Raw genomic sequence first — 18,176 nt, 5'->3', positions numbered from 1 at the left:
CAGAGGACCGTGGAAATCCCTCCGGACCGAGGCCCATGGATTTCAACCGATTTGATGCCGCCGTACCCGTTCGCCGCTAGTCCCCTGCCATCTGCCGAGAAGGCTCACCGTCCGCCGTTGCGCGGCCCCATATCGCGCGCCGGATCAGCCTGCGTTGCGCTGATGCTGGGCAGCGCCCTGGCCGGCTGCGCGGTCGGGCCGGATTATGCCGGCCCGCCCAGGCTCGCCCTGCCCTCGCACTGGAGCAGCAACCCCGCCTCGCATCGGGACGCCGGCAGGCTCGATCGCTGGTGGCTGCGCTTGCGCGATCCCCTGCTCAACCGCCTGATCGAGGAGGCCGTCGAAGCCAATCCCGACGTTGCGAAGGCAAAAGCAGTGGTGCGCGAGGCGCGCGCCACGCTGCAACAGACGGCGGCCAGCCTGTTTCCGTCCGTGAGCGGCACGGCCTCGGTGACGAACAACAAGACCAGCGCCGGTTCCTCGTCCGTCCTCGTCGACAGCGCGCCCTACTCGCTTCACCAGGCCAGCTTCGATTCCAGCTGGGAGCTCGACCTGTTCGGCGGCACGCAACGGAGCATCGAGGCAGCGGTGCGTGGGCAGCAATCGGCAGAGGAGGATCTGCGCGACAGCCTCGTCACGCTGATCGGCGATGTCGCCGCCTATTACGTCGAAGCGCGCGGCTACCAGGCGCGGATCGCACTGGCGCAGCGAACATCGGTCTCGCAGCGCGACACCGAAAAGCTCACCCGCAGCAAGTACGAGGCCGGCAGCGGCAACGCGGTCGATCTCGCCAAAGCCACCGCGCAGGCCGCAAGCACTGAGGCCAACGTTCCGACCTATCAGGCGTCGCTTGCGGCCGACATTCACCGGCTCGGGATCCTGCTCGGGCGACCGCCGGACGGCGTTGCTTCGCTGCTGGCACGGTCCGCGCCCGTGCCGGCGCCGCGCATGCCGCTGCCCACGGGGCTACCCGCCGATCTCCTGATGAGTCGCCCCGATGTCGCCAGTGCCGAGCGCAAGCTGGCGCAGGCGACCGCCAAGATCGGCCAGGCGGAGGCCGACCGTTATCCGGCGGTGTCGCTGACCGGTTCGGTCGGCACCTCGGCGATACGTGCCGGCGATCTCGCCAAATATTCGAGCCTGAGCTGGTCGGTCGGGCCCTCGATCACCGTGCCGGTGTTCGACGCGGGCAAGCGCCTGACCACCGTCAGGATCGCGGAGGCGCAACGCGACCAGGCGTTCGCCACATTCCATTCGACCCTGCTCACCGCACTCGAGGACGTCGAGAACGCCCTGGTCTCGCTGTCGCGCGAACGCGTGCGTGCCACCAAGCTGACGGAAGCCGCCAGAAACTACCGCGAGGCCGCACGGCTGTCGCGCTCGCTGTTCGAGACCGGCAGCGCCAGCTTCATCGACGTGCTGGACGCCGAGCGTTCGCTCTATTCGGCCGAGGATTCGCTGATCCAGAGCAAGGTGTCGGCGGCCAAGGACTACATTGCGCTGGCCAAGGCGCTCGGCGGCGGCTGGTCCGATCCGGTCGACGTGTCGAGGCCGATCATCGTGGACACCAACACGGGACCTCACTTGCGAGAGACGCAGAAGTGACCGAGATCATCACCGCCAAACGCCTGAAGATCGCCGCGGCGATCGTTGCCGTCGTGGCCACCGGCGTGGTCGCGGCCACGCGCTTTCCGGGAACGTCGAGCAAGGCGCAGTCCTACATCACCGCGCCGGTCACCGTCAGCGATCTGCGCGAGGAGGTGCTCGCCAGCGGCACGCTGAAACCGGCGCGACTGACCGCGGTCGGCGCACAGGTGTCGGGCCGGATCACCGCCCTCAACGTCCGCGTCGGCGATACGGTGAAGGCCGGCGACGTCATCGCCCAGATCGACCCCGTCACCAAGCAGAACGATCTGCGCAGCTCCGAGGCGTCGCTGAAGAACTACCGTGCGCAGAAGCTCGAGAAGGAGGCCGCGCTGGTTCTGGCCGAGGCGAACCTCGCGCGCCAGCAGGCGACACTGGCGCAACGCGCCACCTCGCGCAGCGATTTCGACAGCGCGGATTCGACCGTGCGGCAGACCCGCGCCCAGATCGCCGCCCTCGAAGCCTTGATCATGGGGGCGGAAGCCAGCGTCGAGACCGCGCGCGTGAACCTCGAATATACCCGCATCACCGCGCCGATCGACGGCACCGTGCTCGCCACCGTGGTGCAGGAGGGACAGACGGTCAACGCGGTGCAGTCGGCGCCGACCATCGTCGTGCTCGGCCAGCTCGAGACCATGACGGTACGGGCGGAGATCTCCGAGGCCGACATCGTCAAGGTCAAGCCGGGGCAATCGCTGTACTTCACCATCCTCGGCGACCAGGACCATCGCTATGAGGCGCGGCTGGAGCAGATCGAGCCGGCACCCGAATCGATCAAGAGCGACGCCAGCTTCTCCTCGACCACCACGTCGAGTTCGAGCACGAGTTCGTCGAGCTCGACCAGCACGGCGATCTATTACATCGGCGTCTTCAACGTCCCGAACAAGCAGCTTTCGCTGCGGACCTACATGACCGCCGAGGTTCACATCATCACTGGCGAAGCGAAGCGGGTGAAGGTGGTTCCCGCTCTCGCCGTCATGCGCAAATCGGATGGCCGCAGCACCGTCCGCACCCTCAGCGCATCCGGCGAGGTCAGCGAGCGCGAGGTCAAGACCGGCCTCAACGATCGCACCATCGTCGAGATCAGGTCCGGTCTTGACGAGGGCGAGCGGGTCGTCACCGGAGAGGCCAGCGAGCAGACCGCATCGCGCGGCATGCAGGGCGGCCCGTCCGGAGGCCTCTGACATGGCCGATCCGATCATCGCACTCGAGACCGTTCGGCGGGAGTTCGCGGCCGGCGACGTCAGCGTGGTCGCGCTCGACGATGTCTCGCTGAGCATCCAGCCCGGCGAGATGGTGGCGATCATCGGCTCGTCCGGATCGGGCAAATCGACGCTGCTCAATATCCTCGGCTGCCTCGACCGCCCGACATCCGGCACCTATCGCGTCGCCGGCCAGAACGTCTCCGAGCTCGACGCCGACGCGCTGGCAGCGCTGCGCCGCGAACATTTCGGCTTCATTTTCCAGCGCTATCATCTCCTCGGCGACCTCTCGGCCGGGGAGAATGTCGAGATCCCCGCGATCTATGCCGGGATGAAGGCCCGCGAGCGCCGCGCGCGCGCCGAGCAGCTTCTCGCAAGACTCGGCGTCAGCGACCGGCGCGGCCATCGCCCGAACCAGCTCTCGGGCGGCCAGCAGCAACGGGTCTCGATCGCGCGTGCGCTGATCAATGGTGCCGAGGTCATCCTGGCGGACGAGCCCACCGGCGCGCTCGACCGGCGCAGCGGCGAGGAGGTCCTGAAGATCCTGAAGGAGCTGCACCGCGAGGGCCGGACCATCATCATCGTCACCCACGATGCCGACGTCGCCGCGCGGGCCGAGCGCATCATCGAGCTGCGGGACGGCAAGATCGTCTCCGATCGTCGCACCGAGACGACCGACACTCCGGAGCGGCCTGTCGCCGTCTCCCGGACGCCGTGGGACAACGTCCCCGGCTGGTCCGGCGCCTTGCGGCGCCTGCGCGAGGCCTCGCGGATGGCGCTGGTGGCGATGGCCGCGCACCGGCTGCGCGCCTTCCTCACCATGCTCGGCATCATCATCGGCATCGCCGCGGTGTCGTCCGTGGTGGCGCTCGGCAACGCGTCCCAGCGCAAGGTTCTGTCCGACATTTCGAGCCTCGGCACCAACACGATCGAGGTGTTTCCGGGCAAGGATTTCGGCGACGCGCGGGCCGGCAAGATCAAGACGCTGGTGCTCGACGACGCCCGCGCGCTCGACCGGCAGGACTTCATTGCAGGGGTCACCCCGACGGTCTCGACCAGCACCACGGTGCGGTATCGCGGCAACGAGTCCAACGTGCTGGTGAACGGCGTCGGTGAGAGCTATTTCCAGGTCAAGGGGGCCAAGCTCGCGAAGGGCCGCCTGTTCGACACCGACGCGATCCGCAACATCGAGCGGCAGGTCGTCATCGACGACAATACCCGCAAGACGTTCTTCGCCGACGACCAGACCTCGGGGATCGGCCGCGTGATCTGGCTCGGCAAGGTGCCGTGCCGCATCGTCGGCGTGATCGCCCAGCAGCAGGGCGGGTTCGGCTCGAACCAGAACCTGTCGGTCTACCTGCCCTACACCACCGTGCAGGCCCAGTTCACCGGCGACCATTCGCTGCGCAGCATCCTGCTGCGGATCAGCGACGATATCTCGACCAATCTGGCGCAGGACGCGGTGACGACGATGCTGACGCAGCGGCACAACACCCGGGATTTCGTCATCCTCAACACCGACGATATCCGCCGCACCATCACCAGCACGACGCAGACGTTGGCGTTCCTGGTGGCGGCGATCGCAGTGATCTCGCTGGTCGTCGGCGGCATAGGCGTCATGAACATCATGCTGGTGTCCGTGTCGGAACGGATCAGCGAGATCGGCGTGCGCATGGCGGTCGGCGCCAGGCGCAGCGACATCCTCCAGCAATTCCTGGTGGAGGCGACCCTGATTTCGTCGATCGGCGGCATCGCCGGCATTCTGGTCGCGATGCTGCTCGGCCTTGCCATCAACCTTGCCGTGCCCGGCTTCGAGGTCAGCTATTCGACGTTCTCGATCGGCGCGGCGTTCCTGACCTCGACCGGTATCGGGGTCGCCTTCGGCTTCTTCCCGGCCCGCCGCGCCGCGTTCCTCGACCCCGTGGTGGCGCTGAGCCGCGACTGACCCTAGGATTGCCCATGACCGCAGTGTTTCGGACGGCACATTCGTCCGCAAATCGACCAACGACCGGCCCCGATGCGATTCCGACCATGACCAACGGCAGCCCGAACATCCTGATCGTCGAAGACGACAAGCCGACCCGCGACCTGATCTCGCGCTATCTGCGCGATCACAGCTTCTCGGTCGACGCGGTCGCGAACGGCAAGGAGATGGACCGCCATCTCTCCCACGACCGGGTCGATCTGATCATTCTCGACCTGATGCTGCCGGGGGAGGACGGCCTGAGCCTCTGCCGTCGGCTGCGGATGGATTCCACGACGCCGGTCATCATCCTCACCGCGAAGGGCGAGGATCTCGACCGCATCCTCGGCCTCGAGATGGGCGCCGACGATTATCTGGCAAAGCCGTTCAACCCGCGCGAGCTTCTCGCCAGGATCAACGCGGTGCTGCGCCGGCGATCGAGCGGCCTCGGCGCCGGCTCCGCCCCTGCGCGTCTCACCTTCCAGGGCTGGACCATCGATCTTCGCTTGCGCGAACTGCGCGACCCGCAAGGCGCGCAGGTGCCGTTGACCAGCGCCGAGTTCGATCTGCTGCAGGCTTTCTGCGAGCGGGCAGGACGCGTTCTCACCCGCGACAACCTGCTGAGCATGACGCGCGGGCGTCCCGGCGGAGGCTTCGGCCGCAGCATCGACGTGCTGGTCAGCCGGCTGCGCCGCAAGCTCGACCGGACCGAAGGCACGTCCGTGATCAAGACCGTCCGCATCGGCGGTTACGTCTTCACGCCGGTGGTGGAGGAAGCATGAGCCGCGCCGCCGATATCGTCGCGCTCTTCAGCTTCAGGCGGATCAGCGGTCAGATCGCCGCCTTGATCCTGGGATCGCTGATCCTGATCCATGTCCTGATCGCCGGGTATTTTCTCCTCAACCAGCCGAAGCTGCTGGCGGACACGTCGCTGGAGCAGATCGAGCTGATCGTGCGGATCATCGCCAACGCGCCGAAGGCCGAGCGCGCGCTCGTCCTCGACAGCGTCAGCCGCACCTTTCCAGCGCTCAAGCTCCAATTGCGAGACGCCGCCTCGGTCTCCACCACGCCGCAGTCGGCGCGAACATCCCTGACCGTCCCTTCCGCGCTCGGGGTCAGGGCCGAGTTCATTCGCGGCAGCGGCGGGGAGGACGAGCGCGTCTGGTTCCACCTTCCGGGCGACGACGTGCTCGAAGCCGTGATCGGATCGCCCAGGATGCCGGCCTTCGTCAGCGGCCTGTGGACCTCGACGCTGCTGTTCCTCGTGGCGAGCATCACCCTGCTCGGCGTCTGGGCCGGCCGCGCGCTGTCCTCGCCCTTGTCGGCCTTCGCGCGCGCGGCGGAGGACTTCAGCCTGAGCCGGTCCTCCGCGCCGCTGCCCGAAAACGGGCCGGAGGAGATCAAGTCCGCAGCGCGAGCGCTCAACCGGACGCGCGATCGCATCACCACGCTGATGAACGACAGAACCCGCATGCTGGCGGCCATCAGCCACGACCTGCGCACGCCGATCACGCGTCTGCGGCTGCGTTCGGAATATATCGAGGATCCGGCCCAACGCGCCCAGACCGTGCGCGACCTCGACCAGATGCAGTCGATGCTGGAATCGGTGCTGTCGCTCCTGCGCAGCGAAAGCCCGGCCAAGCCGACGCTGGTGGACGTCGCGGCGCTGCTTCAAATGGTTTGCGAGCAGTTTTCGGATTCCGGATTTGCCGTGACCTATTCCGGCCCGGACAGGGCCGCCTTCGTGCTGCGGCCCGACGAAATCATCCGCGCGGTCACCAATCTCGTCGAGAACGCGACGCGCTTCGGAACCAAGATCGACGTCGCGCTGGTGACGGTCGAGGAGCGGCTCGTCATCGACGTCTCCGACGACGGGCCCGGCATTCCCGACGAACGGAAGGCAATGATGCTGGAACCCTTCGTGCGCGGAGAGGAAGCCCGCACCATGGACGAGACGGCGGGATTTGGCCTCGGCCTCTCGATCGCGCAGGCGATCGTGACGGCGCATGAGGGAACACTCGAGCTGCTCGACAACGCGCCAAGGGGACTGCGCGTCCGCTTGCGGCTTGCGCGGGGTGCCGGCGACAATTCGCCAGCGCCTCGGCCATAAAGCTGCGGCATTTGTCGGGTCTGTCGGCCGCCCTGCCCCCGCTTTCCCGGAGATTCCATTGTCTTCTGCCGACCGGCCGGCGACACGCCTGGCGACCCGGCTTGCCTTCCTCGTTGCCGGCTTCGGCATCGCGTGCTGGGCGCCGCTGGTGCCATTCGCGAAGACGCGGCTCGGCGTCGATGACGGCGTGCTCGGACTGCTCCTGCTCAGCCTCGGCATCGGCTCCGTCGTCGCGATGCTGCTGACCGGAATCATAAGCGCACGCTACGGCAGCAGGCCGATCATCATCGTGGGCGGGTTCGGTCTGGCGCTGGTCCTGCCCCTGCTCGCGGTCGCAAGCTCGCCCGCGACGCTGGCGCTGGTCCTGTTCGCGTTCGGCGCCGCGCTGGGCTCGATCGACGTCGCCATGAACATCCATGCCGTGGAGGTGGAGCGCGCCGCAAAACGTCCGCTGATGTCCGGCTTCCACGCGCTGTTCAGCATCGGCGGCTTTGCCGGATCCGCGCTGATGACGGGGCTGCTCTCGCTGCAATTCGGCCCGCTCGCCTGCACGCTGATCTGCTCCGTGCTGATGCTGATCGCGATGGCCGTGACCTCGCCGCACCTGCTCCGCGCCGTGCAGGTGCAGGAGGGCCCGCTGTTCGTGCTGCCGCACGGATCGGTGCTGCTGCTCGCGCTGCTCGGCGCCATCACCTTCCTGGTCGAGGGCGCGATGCTCGATTGGGGCGCGCTGCTCGTGATCGGCGCCGGGCTCGTCACCGAGGCGCAGGGCGGAGCCGGCTACATCGTGTTCTCGATCGCGATGACGGCGGGGCGGCTCGGCGGCGATGCCATCGTTGCGCGCATCGGAGACCGCGCGACATTGCTGTGGGGCAGCCTGATCGCGATCGCGGGCTTTGTGGTCCTGCTGACGGCGCCGGTTGCGGCGGTCGCCATCGGCGGATTCCTGCTGATCGGGCTCGGCGCCTCGAACCTCGTGCCGGTGCTCTTCCGCCGCGCCGCTCGGCAAACGGTGATGCCGACGGGCCTCGCGGTCGCGGCGATTACGACCGCTGGCTATGCAGGAATCCTGATCGGCCCTGCCGGCGTCGGCTTCGTCGCACAGCTGGGCGGATTGCCGCTGGCATTCTGGTTGCTGGCTGCGCTGATGGGCCTCGTCACGCTGTCGGCGGGCATCGTCACGAAGCATGCGTCTCGCACCATGGCGGCCTAACCCTTTCCGTCTCAGGCGTTATTTTGCTTGCCGGGCGACCCACGCCATCCACGCGGGTCTGTCAGACATACGCCTTTCGGCCAGTTTACTGGACGCCTCGTTCTGCTAGACCAGAACAAAATACCTTTTGACCCCGTCGCGGGGGGCAATGGCACGTGCCAACTCATAGTAATCAAGACTCGGTCATTTCATTCGGGCCATTTCGGCTGTTTCCAAAGTCCCGGCTCCTGGAGCGAGATGGGGAGCCGCTGCATATCGGCGGCCGCGCGCTGGATATTCTCATCCTGCTTGCCGGGCGCCCGGGGGAGGTCGTCGACAAGAGAGAGCTGGTCAAGCGCATCTGGGCCGACGTGAATGTCGACGAGGGCAGCCTACGCTTTCATGTCGCAGCGTTGCGCAAGGTGCTCGGCGATACCGGCAAGTCGGCCCGCTATGTCCTCAACGTGCCGGGCCGTGGCTATTGCTTCGCCGCTCCGTCCACTGAAGCGGCGCCGCCGGTGGCGCCGGCCTCCGCCGAAATCACTCCTCCCCGCTCCCTGCCCGCTCAGCTTGCGAAGATGATCGGACGCGAGGAGGTCATCGAGAAGATTTCGAACGGCCTGACGCTCCATCGCTTCATGACCGTGGTCGGCCCGGGCGGCATCGGCAAGACCGCCGTCGCCGTCGCGGTCGGGCATCGCCGCTCGGCGGATTTCGGCGGCCGCGTCTTCTTCGTCGATTTCGGTCCGCTACGCGACGCCGGCCATGTCACGACCACCATCGCCTCCGTCCTCGGACTGGCCGTCAGCGCGGAGGATCCGACGCCGGCCATCCTGACATTTCTGAAGACCGGACCTGCCCTGCTGATCTTCGACAGTTGCGAGCATGTGCTGGACACGCTGGCTCCGATCGTGGAGCGCATCGTGCGCGAGGCACCGCAGCTTCACGCTCTCGCAACCAGCCGCGAGTCGTTCCGCAGCGAAGGCGAGCGGATTTTCCGGCTGTTTCCGCTGGATTGTCCGCCCGAGCGCGAGCACCTCGACGTCGCCGAGGTCCTGGCCTATCCCGCCGCCCAGCTCTTCGTCGAGCGCATCGCGCAGAGCTCCGGACCGTTCCAGCTCAGCGCCGAAGAGGCGCCGCTCGTCGCCAACATCTGCCGGCGCCTCGACGGCATCGCACTGGCGATCGAGCTCGCGGCGGGCCGCGTCAATGCCTATGGCATCGCCGGCACGGCCTCCCTGCTCGACAGCCGCTTTTCGCTGCAATGGCGCGGGCGGCGCACGGCCGTGCCGCGGCACCAGACGCTCGCCGCCGCGCTCGACTGGAGCTACGACCTGCTGCCTCCGGCGGAAAGCGCCACGTTGCGGCGATTGTCGGTGTTCGCCGGTCCGTTCGCGCCGGAGGCCGCCGCCGCCGTCGCGTCCGGCGACGGTCTCAGCACCTCGGAGACGCTGGAGGCGATCGACAGCCTGGTCGCCAAATCGCTGATCTCGCCATCGGGCTCGCGGACGCTAAGTTACCGCCTGCTCGACACCACGCGCACCTACGCGCTCGGTAAGCTCAGCGAGCTCGGCGAAGTCAGGCAATTCGCGCGGCGCCATGCCGGGCATTTTCGCGACTTCTTCGCGCGCGCGGAGGCCGACAATTCGACGCCGCTTCCGGAATGGCTGAGCACCTATGGCGGCGAGCTGGACAATGTGCGCGCGGCGCTGGACTGGGCCTTCGCGCCCGACGGCGATGCGAGGCTCGGTATCGCGCTGACGGCGACCGCGGTGACCCTGTGGGTGCGCCTTTCGCTGTTTGCCGAATGCCGCGAGCGCTGCAGAACGGCACTGGCGGCGCTCGGCGAGGACCGCGGCGACGACCAGGTCCGCATGCAGCTGCTGTCGGCACTCGGCTGGTCGCTGATGTATGGCGAGGGCCGCGCGCGCGAGGCGCGGGCGATCCTCGAGACGACGCTCGAGCTCGCCGAGCGCCTCGACGACAAGGATTTCCGCCTGCGCGCGCTCTGGGGCCTGTGCATCGACCAGTTCAACAACGGGCAGTTCGGCAAGGCCCGCGCGCTCGCCGACCGCTTTGCGAACGCTGCCGCGCACTCACCCGACAACACCGATCTCATGCTCGGCGACCGCCTGACCGCCGTCGCGCTGCATTATCTGGGAGACCAGAACGAGGCGCGCCAGCGCATCGACCGGGTCAATGCCTCGCTGCATGTGCTGGTCGCGAAGCCGAAAATCTTCCCGCTCGACCTCCGGATTTCGACGCAATATTTCCGGGCCCGCATCCTGTGGCTGCAGGGCTTCGCCGATCAGGCCCGGGCGCTCGCCGCCGACAACATCGAGCAAGGCCGTGCCAACGGCCATGCGCTGACCTTCTGTAGCGTGCTGGGGCAGGCCGCCTGCCCGATCGCGTTCTGGTCCGGCGACTTCGATGCCGCGGAGCGCCACGGCACCGAGCTGCTCGAGCACACCGAACGCCACGCGATCCGGCTGTGGGGCCTGTGGGCACGGGCCTTCAACGCCGCGGTCATGGCCAGGCGCGGCGACATCGCGACCGGCCTGCCGCTGCTGCGCGAAGAGCTCAATCGCGCCGGCGACGCGCGCTTCCTGCCGCGCTTTCTCCCGCTGCTCGGCGAGCTCACCGCATGTTTCCTGGAGGCCGGCCAGATTGACCGTGGCCTCGAAATGATCGAGGACGTCCTTGCCCGCTGCAACGAGCGGCAGGAACTCTGGTATCTGCCGGAGCTGATCCGCATCAAGGGAGAATTGATGCTCGGAGCTGCGCGGCACTCGGGAGACGCCGAAGCGCGCTTTCGCGAGGCGATCGACATTGCCGTCCGGCAGGGCGCGCGCTTCTGGCAGCTGCGCTGCGCAACCAGTCTCGCGCGGCTCTTGATCGGCGCAGGCCAGCGCGCGGACGCCCTGGCGGTTCTGAAGAATGTCACGGGATCCTTCGCCGGGGGATCCGATATCTCCGACATGCGCATGGCCCGCGAGCTGACGGCGCAATTGCGCGCCTGACGTCACGCGGCCGAAATTTAGCCTCCGACGGCAGCCGCGCGGCGCGGCAGCTTCCAGCCAGGCCGGATGAAGTGGCAGGTGTAGCCGTCCGGATAACGTTCGAGATAATCCTGATGCTCCGGCTCGGCCTCCCAGAATTCGCCAGCGGGCGCGACCTCGGTCACCACCTTGCCCGGCCAAAGGCCCGACGCCTCGACGTCGGCGATGGTGTCTTCGGCAATCCTTTTCTGTTCGTCGCTGGTGTAGAAGATCGCCGAGCGGTAGCTCGTGCCCAGATCATTGCCCTGGCGATTGAGCGTGGTGGGATCGTGGATCTGGAAGAAGAACTCCAGCATGGTCCGAAAATTGGTCCTTGCGGGATCGAACATGATCTCGATCGCCTCGGCGTGGCCTTCGTGATTGCGGTAGGTGGCGTTCTTGACGTGTCCGCCGGTGTAGCCGACGCGGGTGGAGATCACGCCCGGCTGCTTGCGGATCAGATCCTGCATGCCCCAGAAGCAGCCTCCGGCCAAAACTGCGCGCTCTGTCGTCATCTGTCCGCTCCCGATTGCTTTCCGTTCTGCATCTGCCGCAACATAAGCTTTCGGCCGCCCGGCCGAAAGCCATGCCTTGCACGCGTGTCCGGCCGGTTCCCAGAACCGTGGACCCGAAACAAGCGCCCGCCCTAGCCCAGCCTGGCGTCGAGCGTGATCGCGGCGTTCAGCACCTTCGACACCGGACAGTTCTTCTCGGCCTCGCCGGCGATCTTGGCAAAAGCTGCGTCGTCGAGGTTCGGCACCTTGGCACGCAGGGTCAGCGCGGACTTGCTGATCTTGAAGCCCTTGCCTTCGGGCTCAAGGGTCACGGCGGCTTCGGTCGAGAGCTCGTCCGGCGTGAAACCGGCCATCTGAAGCCCGAAGGCCAGCGCCATCGTAAAGCAGCCTGCATGGGCCGCCGCGATCAACTCCTCGGGATTGGTGCCCTTCTCGTTTTCGAAGCGGGTCTTGAACGAATAGGGCGTCTGCGCCAGCACGCCGGATTCGCTTGTGAGGTGGCCCGTGCCGTCGCGACCGGTGCCCTTCCAGACTGCCGTTGCCTTGCGGATCATCTCAAGTTCTCCCTGTGTGATTTCAGCACCGGCGCTTCGTACCGAAGGAAGGCGACATTGGCGTGGCGGGCGAGCAAGCCCGCGATCCGATCGCCGCATCAAATCTGCTGAGCGCCTTGAATTGAGAGTATCTTCAACGGGATGCCGTCGCCCGCCCCACTCGCAAGTCTTAACAAATTCTAACACGCCAAGCCGCATACGCCCGGCCATGGTGTAGGCACTGCAAGGTGGACATGGCGGGACATGGCGCTTCTTGATGACGTGATCGATGCCAGCGGCGGGATGACCCGCTGGAACAGCTTGAAGCGATTCACGCTCCACCTTTCCGTTGGCGGGTCGCTGTTCTCCGGTGCCGGACATGCCGGTGAGTTCAAGGATGTGACCGCGGATGGCTCGACCCACACCCAATCGCTCCGCTTCACCGGCATCACGGGAGGCGAACGCTCCGGCTCCTTTCAACCCGACGCCATCACCATCGAGAAGCTGGATGGCGAAGTGCTGCAGGCCTGGAGCAACCCCGTCCTTTCGTTTGCCGAGGCCGGCTCGTCCGCGCTTGCGGACGAGCTGCATCTCGTCTTCTTCTGCGGCGTCGCGATCTGGACTTGCCTGACGATTCCATTCCTGCTTGCGCACCCCGATGTCGTGACCGAGGAGCTGTCACCTTGGCAGGACAGCACTGAAACCTGGCGCCGGCTGCGGGCGCAATTCCCGGCGAACCTGATCACGCTGGCCTCGGAGCAGATCTTTTATTTCGACCAGAGCGGCCTGCAGCGACGCACGGATCACGCGCTGTTCGGGATGAAGATCGCACACGCCTCCTGGGCACATGACAGTTTTGGCGGCATCGTGCTGCCGACGCTCCGACGCATTCAGACCTTGCAGCCGGATGGAACCGTCGCCGCCAAGCCCGTGCTGATGGATGTCGAAATATTCGACGCCGTGTTCGAGTAACGCCTGTGAATCCGGGAGTGGATCGAATTTTCAGCATCGAAATGACGAGCTCTGCGGCGGGCTGTCGCACCCCGGGGCGCACAAAATCTAACAGATCCTCATCAACCCTAACGAGAGTCCTGGTCCGCTCGGGTCTATCCTCCGAGCATGGAAAGCATTGGTTTGCGCGGTGCCGGGCGTCGCAAACAGCGGCGAAGCCAGGAAGGGACGAGCGATGTCGAACAATCTGCAGGCGGCGCAGGCCGATGGTCCGGCCCGAGCACGGATGGAATCGCCGCGCGTCGGGGTCAATGCCTTGCCGAAATGGCGGCTGCGGCGGGTCGAGCAACATATCGCCGATCATTTCGGCCGTTGCATCAGCCTGGCGGAGCTTGCCCATGTCGCCGGCCTGTCCAGGATGCATTTTGCGGCACAATTCCGCGCCGCGACCGGCTGCCGTCCCCGCGAATATCTGCTCCGTCACCGGACCGAGCATGCGAAGACGCTGCTCGCGACCACGGAGCGTCCATTGGCGGAGATCGCGCTGGCCGTCGGCTTCAGCACGCAGGCGCATTTTTCGACGGTCTTCAAGCGCATCAGCGGCGAGTCTCCGGCGCGCTGGCGCCTTGCCGGCAAAGGCAAACGGCTCGCGGTCGAAGCGCCTCCACCGCGTCGTCCTTCCCCGGAGGGCAACTGGGTCGCCGGCGCTCCCTATGCCGGATCGAACGCACGGATCGGCGGCAGATTGCCGGTGAACTTCTCCACCTCGACCGTCGTCAGCTGACCGGTGCAGCCCTGCGCCAGGGACGAGGTGCCGACGTCGCGGGTGAGCACGTTGGGATTGCCGTGAACGCAGAGCGGTGCCTCGTCCTCCGGATCCATCGGATCGTACCAGGCACCGGTCGGAAGCTGCACGACGCCGGGGGCGATGCCGTCGGTGACGTGGACCGCGGCAAGGCAGGCGCCGCGCGCGTTGAACAGGCGGATGATGTCGCCATCCCTGATGCCGCGCGCGTCCGCGTCGACCGGATTCATGCGGGCGACCTCGCGGCCGCGATGCTTGGCAGCAAGCGAATGACCGCCGAAATCGAGCTGGCTGTGCAGGCGCGTCACCGGTTGATTGGCGACGAGGAAGCACGGCGAGCCGGGCTTCGGCATGTCGGACTTCTCCAGCCAGACCGGATGCCCCGGACAATCGGCATCGCCATGGGCCGCGATCTTCGCCGAATAAATCTCGATGCGGCCGCTCGGCGTCGGCAGCGCGTGATTGACGGGATCCTCACGGAAACGACGCAGCCGGCCGCCGTCATCGGGCTGCTGCGGCACGACCAGGCTGCCGCGCGTCCAGAATTCGTCGAAACTCGGCGCCTCCAGGCCGCGCTTGGCGAGCGAGGCGCGGGTCGGCTCGTAGAGATGCTCCAGCCATTGCCGCGACGTGCGCCCCTCGGTGAAGGGTTCGCCGGCCCCTAAACGCTCGGCGAGATCGGCGAAGATATCGTAATCGTCGCGCGCCAGCCCAAACGGCTCGGCGATCCGGTGCATGGCGACCATGAGGGGATCGTTGGTGGAATAACCGATGTCCTCGCGCTCGAGCGTCATCGTCGCGGGCAGCACGATGTCGGCGTGCCGGGCCGTGGCAGTCCAGGCCAGCTCGTGCACGACGAACGTATCGAGTTGCGCAAAGGCCGTGCGCAGGCGGTTGATATCCTGGTGATGATGGAAAGGATTGCCGCCGGCCCAATAGACGAGACGGATATCCGGATAGGTGCGCGTCTCGCCATTGTAGCGATAGGTGGAGCCGGGACCCAGCAGCATGTCGGCGATGCGGGCCACCGGAATGAAATCGGCGACGCCGTTGCGGCCCTGCCCCAGCGTCGGCCCCGGCACGTCGTTGACGCGGCGGCCGTAATAGCCGATCGCCCCAAGCGAATAGGCGTAGCCCCCGCCGGGAAGGCCGATCTGGCCGAGGGCTGCCGCCAGCACCATGCCCATCCACACCGGCTGCTCGCCATGCTCGGCGCGCTGCAGCGAATGCGAGACGGTGATCAGCGCCCGCTTTCCGGCGGCGCGGCGTGCCAGCTTTCGGATCGTGTCGGCCGCGACGCCTGAGATCGCCGCAGCCCATTCGGCGTGCTTGGCTTGACCATCGCTCTCGCCGGTGAGATAGCGCAGGAAGACCGGCCAGCCTTCGGTGTAGCGATCGAGGAAGGCCTGATCGTGCAGCCCCTCAGTCACCAGCGTGTGGACGATGCCGAGCATAAGTGCGGTATCGGTGCCAGGCACGCAACTCATCCATTCGGCACCGGCCTCCACCGGCAAATCGTCACGCAGCGGGCTGACCAGGATGAATTCGCAGCCGCGGAGCCGCGCCGCCGCCATCGCGCCGCGCTCGACGTGCTTGCTGATCGAGCCGCCGGCCACCATGGAGTTCTTCAGCGCCATGCCGCCGAAGGCCAGCACGATCTCGGTTTCGGCCGCGATCTGCTCCCAGGTGACGTTGCGCTTGGTGATGTCCTCGTAGCCCGCCAGAATCTGCGGCAGCAACACCGAGGACGCACCGGAAGAGTAGGTGTTCACCGAGCGCACATAGCCGCCCATCGCGATGTTGAGGAAGCGATGCACCTGGCTCTGGGCATGATGAAAACGCCCGGCACTCGACCAGCCATAGGAACCGCCGAACACGGCGCCCGGCCCGCGCGTATCGCGGATGCGGCCGAGCTCGTCGCCGAGCAGATCGAGCGCCTTCTCCCAGCTCACCGGGACGAACTCGTCGCGGCCGCGGCGATTGTCGGGGCCCGGCCCGCGCTCGAGCCAGCCGCGGCGGATCGCCGGCTGGGCGATGCGCGCCTGGTGGCGGAGCGCACCGGGAAAATTGTCGATGATGCCGTTCGGATCGGGATCGCCCGCATAGGCCCTGACCTCGAGGCCGGCCGCGCCCTGACGCGCGGAAAACACGCCCCAATGCGAGGTGTGCGGCCTGAAGCCGTCCGACAGGTCAAGACCGGGGTCGGGAAAGCCAATCGTATCGTCCATCATGTGTTCCTTGTTCCGGTACGAGGTGGCAGTATACCGATCAGGCCGGGATGTCGTCGAGATCAGCGCCGACAGAAACGCGGGGCTGTCGTGCGCGAGGACGGCTGGCAACCCCTCGCCGGACCATGCGGCTGCGATTCGCAGACTCCGGCGCTCGCGTTTGCCTGGAATGTGCGATATGCCGCTGCTCTCACAGCGACAACGGACTCCTCATGATCAAACGCGTCTTGCCGTACGAAGGTCTGCTCCACGAAGTGGTCGAGCACAATGGCGTGCTTTACATCGGCGGCATCGTCCCCGAGGACACCAGCCTCGATATGTCGGGCCAGGCCAACGACGTACTCACCCAATTGACGCAGCTGTTGAAGACCCTCGGATCCGATCCAGCCCACGTCTTGCAGGTGACGATCTACATGGCTGATCTCAAGGAGAAGGCAGAGTTCAACGCAGCCTGGAAAGCGCACTTTGCCGAAGCTCATCTGCCGGCACGTGCCGCAATCGGCGTGGCCGACCTCGGTCCGGGCGTCAAGCTCGAGATGACGGCCATTGCCGCCCGGCCATAGCGGCGCGCCAACGCCCGGCGCCGGGGCCCGCCGGCATCATCCACGTGCGCAGCAATCGACCAGCAGCTGCCAGATCCGCTGCGTCTCGCCTCTCTCGTGCCCGTCCGGCGCCTTCTCGGCGCCGGGCTGACCATATCGGACGATGGTGTGCGTTTCGCGAGGCACGATCCATCGTTCCGAGATCGGGTCGTACCATTTTCCGATGTTCACCTCAGTCACGGCGATCAACTCACAGATTTGATCAACGGTCCGCGATGCGCCTGCCGCGGCCTGCTCGAAGCCATTCGGCGACACGTCACTCAGTTTTACCAATCATGAGCCGGCACGATCGTTCCGCTTCCCCGCATCATCCCGGGCGGGCCGGATGAAGCGTGCGTGGATGCCGCTCGTGCAGCAGCCGGGCGAGGTCCTCGCGCTCGGTCTCGCGTCCCTTCATGGCGGTCTCGAACAGCGCTTCCTGGATGTCGCGCGGCATGTCGCCCCACACGTCCATCGCCGCGCGTCCGAGCAGGCTCGCAAGATGATCAATTCCATCGTTCATTCGGCTCTCCTGGTCTGGACACGGAATGGAACAGCTGCCGCCGTGGAGCGTTCCACTGCCATCATTGTGAAAAGGAGGCGTCATTTATGGGTTTCTTCACCAAGGACATCAAATCGATGGAAGACCTGCTGCTGCACGGGCTGCAGGACATCTATTACGCGGAGCGGCAGATCCTGAAGGCGCTGCCGAAGATGATCGACAAGGCCACCAACAGAGACCTCGCCGCCGGCCTGAAGGCGCATCTGGACGAGACCAACAAGCAGGTTGAACGGCTCGACAAAGTGTTCGCCAAGCTCGGCAAGGAGCCCAGCGGCACGCAGTGTCCGGCCATCGACGGCCTCATCGAGGAAGCCGACGCGACCGCCGGTGAGATCGAGGACAAGGCCGTGCTCGACGCCGCGATCGTCGCCAACGCGCAGGCTGTGGAGCACTACGAAATATGCCGCTACGGCACGCTGATCGCCTGGGCAGAAAAACTCGGCCACGACGACATCGTGCGCTTCCTCACGACCAATTTGAACGAGGAGAAGGCGGCCAACACCAAGCTGAACACGGTGGCGCTGCGCAAGGGCGTCAACGCCAAGGCGTCCAACGCCGCCTGATCTGCCGATTGAGACGTGGCGGCCCGGCCTCCGGCGCCGCCACGATCCTCTGCTAGAGCGGAATGCGAAACATCGCCCCCGCGTGCCGCCGGGCTAGTGCGTTGGGGTGATCTCGCCTGTGGCCATCCTTCGAGACGCCCGCCGTTGGCGGGCCCTCAGGATGAGGACTGGGTGGCGCGGCAATCGTTTCGACAAGCACGAATGCTGCTTAGCCTCATCCTGAGGAGGCCGCGAAGCGGCCGTCTCGAAGGACGAGGCGTGCGCTCAGATCTCAACACGCTCCAGGCGC

The 18,176-nt window shown here is 66.5% G+C and carries 15 protein-coding genes and 1 pseudogene; 11 read left to right on the top strand and 5 right to left on the bottom strand.

Annotated elements, in window-relative coordinates:
* Window positions 1-162: 162 nt before the first annotated feature.
* From AC066S_RS17785 to AC066S_RS17755, 7 genes are all read left to right on the top strand, one after another.
* Entirely contained in the window at window positions 163-1,605 is a 1,443-nt protein-coding gene (locus AC066S_RS17785) for an efflux transporter outer membrane subunit (RefSeq protein ID WP_478270240.1), read from the top strand.
* Entirely contained in the window at window positions 1,602-2,828 is a 1,227-nt protein-coding gene (locus AC066S_RS17780; RefSeq protein WP_135169685.1) for an efflux RND transporter periplasmic adaptor subunit, read from the top strand. The genes AC066S_RS17785 and AC066S_RS17780 overlap by 4 nt, the downstream gene beginning before the upstream one ends.
* 1 nt (window position 2,829) lies before the next feature.
* Window positions 2,830-4,791 (top strand): MacB family efflux pump subunit, encoded by a 1,962-nt coding sequence (locus AC066S_RS17775; RefSeq protein ID WP_135169686.1) that lies wholly within the window; start codon window positions 2,830-2,832, stop codon window positions 4,789-4,791.
* Between the two features lie 86 nt (window positions 4,792-4,877).
* Window positions 4,878-5,591 (top strand): response regulator, encoded by a 714-nt coding sequence (locus tag AC066S_RS17770; protein WP_164718411.1) that lies wholly within the window; start codon window positions 4,878-4,880, stop codon window positions 5,589-5,591.
* A complete protein-coding gene (locus AC066S_RS17765; RefSeq protein WP_478270239.1) occupies window positions 5,588-6,919 on the top strand; it encodes an ATP-binding protein in 1,332 nt (443 codons plus the stop codon). Before AC066S_RS17770 ends, AC066S_RS17765 begins: the two co-directional genes overlap by 4 nt.
* A gap of 58 nt (window positions 6,920-6,977) precedes the next feature.
* Window positions 6,978-8,132 (top strand): MFS transporter, encoded by a 1,155-nt coding sequence (locus tag AC066S_RS17760; protein ID WP_135169689.1) that lies wholly within the window; start codon window positions 6,978-6,980, stop codon window positions 8,130-8,132.
* Window positions 8,133-8,287: 155 nt separating this feature from the next.
* Window positions 8,288-11,131 (top strand): ATP-binding protein, encoded by a 2,844-nt coding sequence (locus AC066S_RS17755; protein ID WP_135169690.1) that lies wholly within the window; start codon window positions 8,288-8,290, stop codon window positions 11,129-11,131.
* A 17-nt stretch (window positions 11,132-11,148) separates the two neighbouring features.
* Here AC066S_RS17755 and msrA read toward each other — a convergent pair whose 3' ends face one another.
* The gene (gene msrA / locus AC066S_RS17750) at window positions 11,149-11,664 is read right to left on the bottom strand and encodes a peptide-methionine (S)-S-oxide reductase MsrA (RefSeq protein WP_126255532.1); all 516 of its coding nucleotides are present in this window, start codon (window positions 11,662-11,664) and stop codon (window positions 11,149-11,151) included.
* Between the two features lie 131 nt (window positions 11,665-11,795).
* Window positions 11,796-12,218 carry an OsmC family protein gene (locus AC066S_RS17745; RefSeq protein WP_126255531.1) on the bottom strand — a complete coding sequence of 141 codons (423 nt, stop codon included), beginning with the start codon at window positions 12,216-12,218 and terminating at the stop codon, window positions 11,796-11,798.
* A 243-nt stretch (window positions 12,219-12,461) separates the two neighbouring features.
* Between AC066S_RS17745 and AC066S_RS17740 the strand changes: the two genes are divergently transcribed.
* Together AC066S_RS17740 and AC066S_RS17735 are read left to right on the top strand one after the other, a co-directional pair.
* Window positions 12,462-13,169, top strand: a complete 708-nt coding sequence (locus AC066S_RS17740; protein ID WP_135169691.1) for a hypothetical protein — start codon at window positions 12,462-12,464, stop codon at window positions 13,167-13,169.
* 259 nt (window positions 13,170-13,428) lie between these two features.
* A pseudogene (locus AC066S_RS17735) lies at window positions 13,429-13,932 on the top strand (helix-turn-helix domain-containing protein); the annotation flags it as partial.
* On the opposite strand, the gene AC066S_RS17730 reads toward AC066S_RS17735, so the two are convergent.
* The gene (locus AC066S_RS17730; protein ID WP_135169692.1) at window positions 13,860-16,181 is read right to left on the bottom strand and encodes a molybdopterin guanine dinucleotide-containing S/N-oxide reductase; all 2,322 of its coding nucleotides are present in this window, start codon (window positions 16,179-16,181) and stop codon (window positions 13,860-13,862) included. The pseudogene AC066S_RS17735 and the gene AC066S_RS17730 sit on opposite strands and share 73 nt — an antisense overlap.
* 212 nt (window positions 16,182-16,393) lie before the next feature.
* Between AC066S_RS17730 and AC066S_RS17725 the strand changes: the two genes are divergently transcribed.
* A complete protein-coding gene (locus tag AC066S_RS17725) occupies window positions 16,394-16,744 on the top strand; it encodes a RidA family protein (RefSeq protein ID WP_135169693.1) in 351 nt (116 codons plus the stop codon).
* 36 nt (window positions 16,745-16,780) lie between these two features.
* On the opposite strand, the gene AC066S_RS17720 is transcribed toward AC066S_RS17725, so the two are convergent.
* Both AC066S_RS17720 and AC066S_RS17715 read right to left on the bottom strand, forming a co-directional pair.
* Window positions 16,781-17,038, bottom strand: coding sequence for a hypothetical protein (locus tag AC066S_RS17720; protein WP_126255526.1), 258 nt, complete (start codon window positions 17,036-17,038; stop codon window positions 16,781-16,783).
* 52 nt (window positions 17,039-17,090) lie between these two features.
* A complete protein-coding gene (locus AC066S_RS17715) occupies window positions 17,091-17,285 on the bottom strand; it encodes a hypothetical protein (RefSeq protein WP_126255525.1) in 195 nt (64 codons plus the stop codon).
* An 86-nt stretch (window positions 17,286-17,371) separates the two neighbouring features.
* Here AC066S_RS17715 and AC066S_RS17710 point away from each other — a divergent pair, with 86 nt between their 5' ends.
* Entirely contained in the window at window positions 17,372-17,887 is a 516-nt protein-coding gene (locus AC066S_RS17710; RefSeq protein ID WP_126255524.1) for a YciE/YciF ferroxidase family protein, read from the top strand.
* Window positions 17,888-18,176 lie beyond the last annotated feature (289 nt).

The sequence above is a fragment of the Bradyrhizobium sp. CFUWI genome (assembly GCF_056429085.1).
This window is presented reverse-complemented; position numbering and strand designations above follow the sequence as displayed.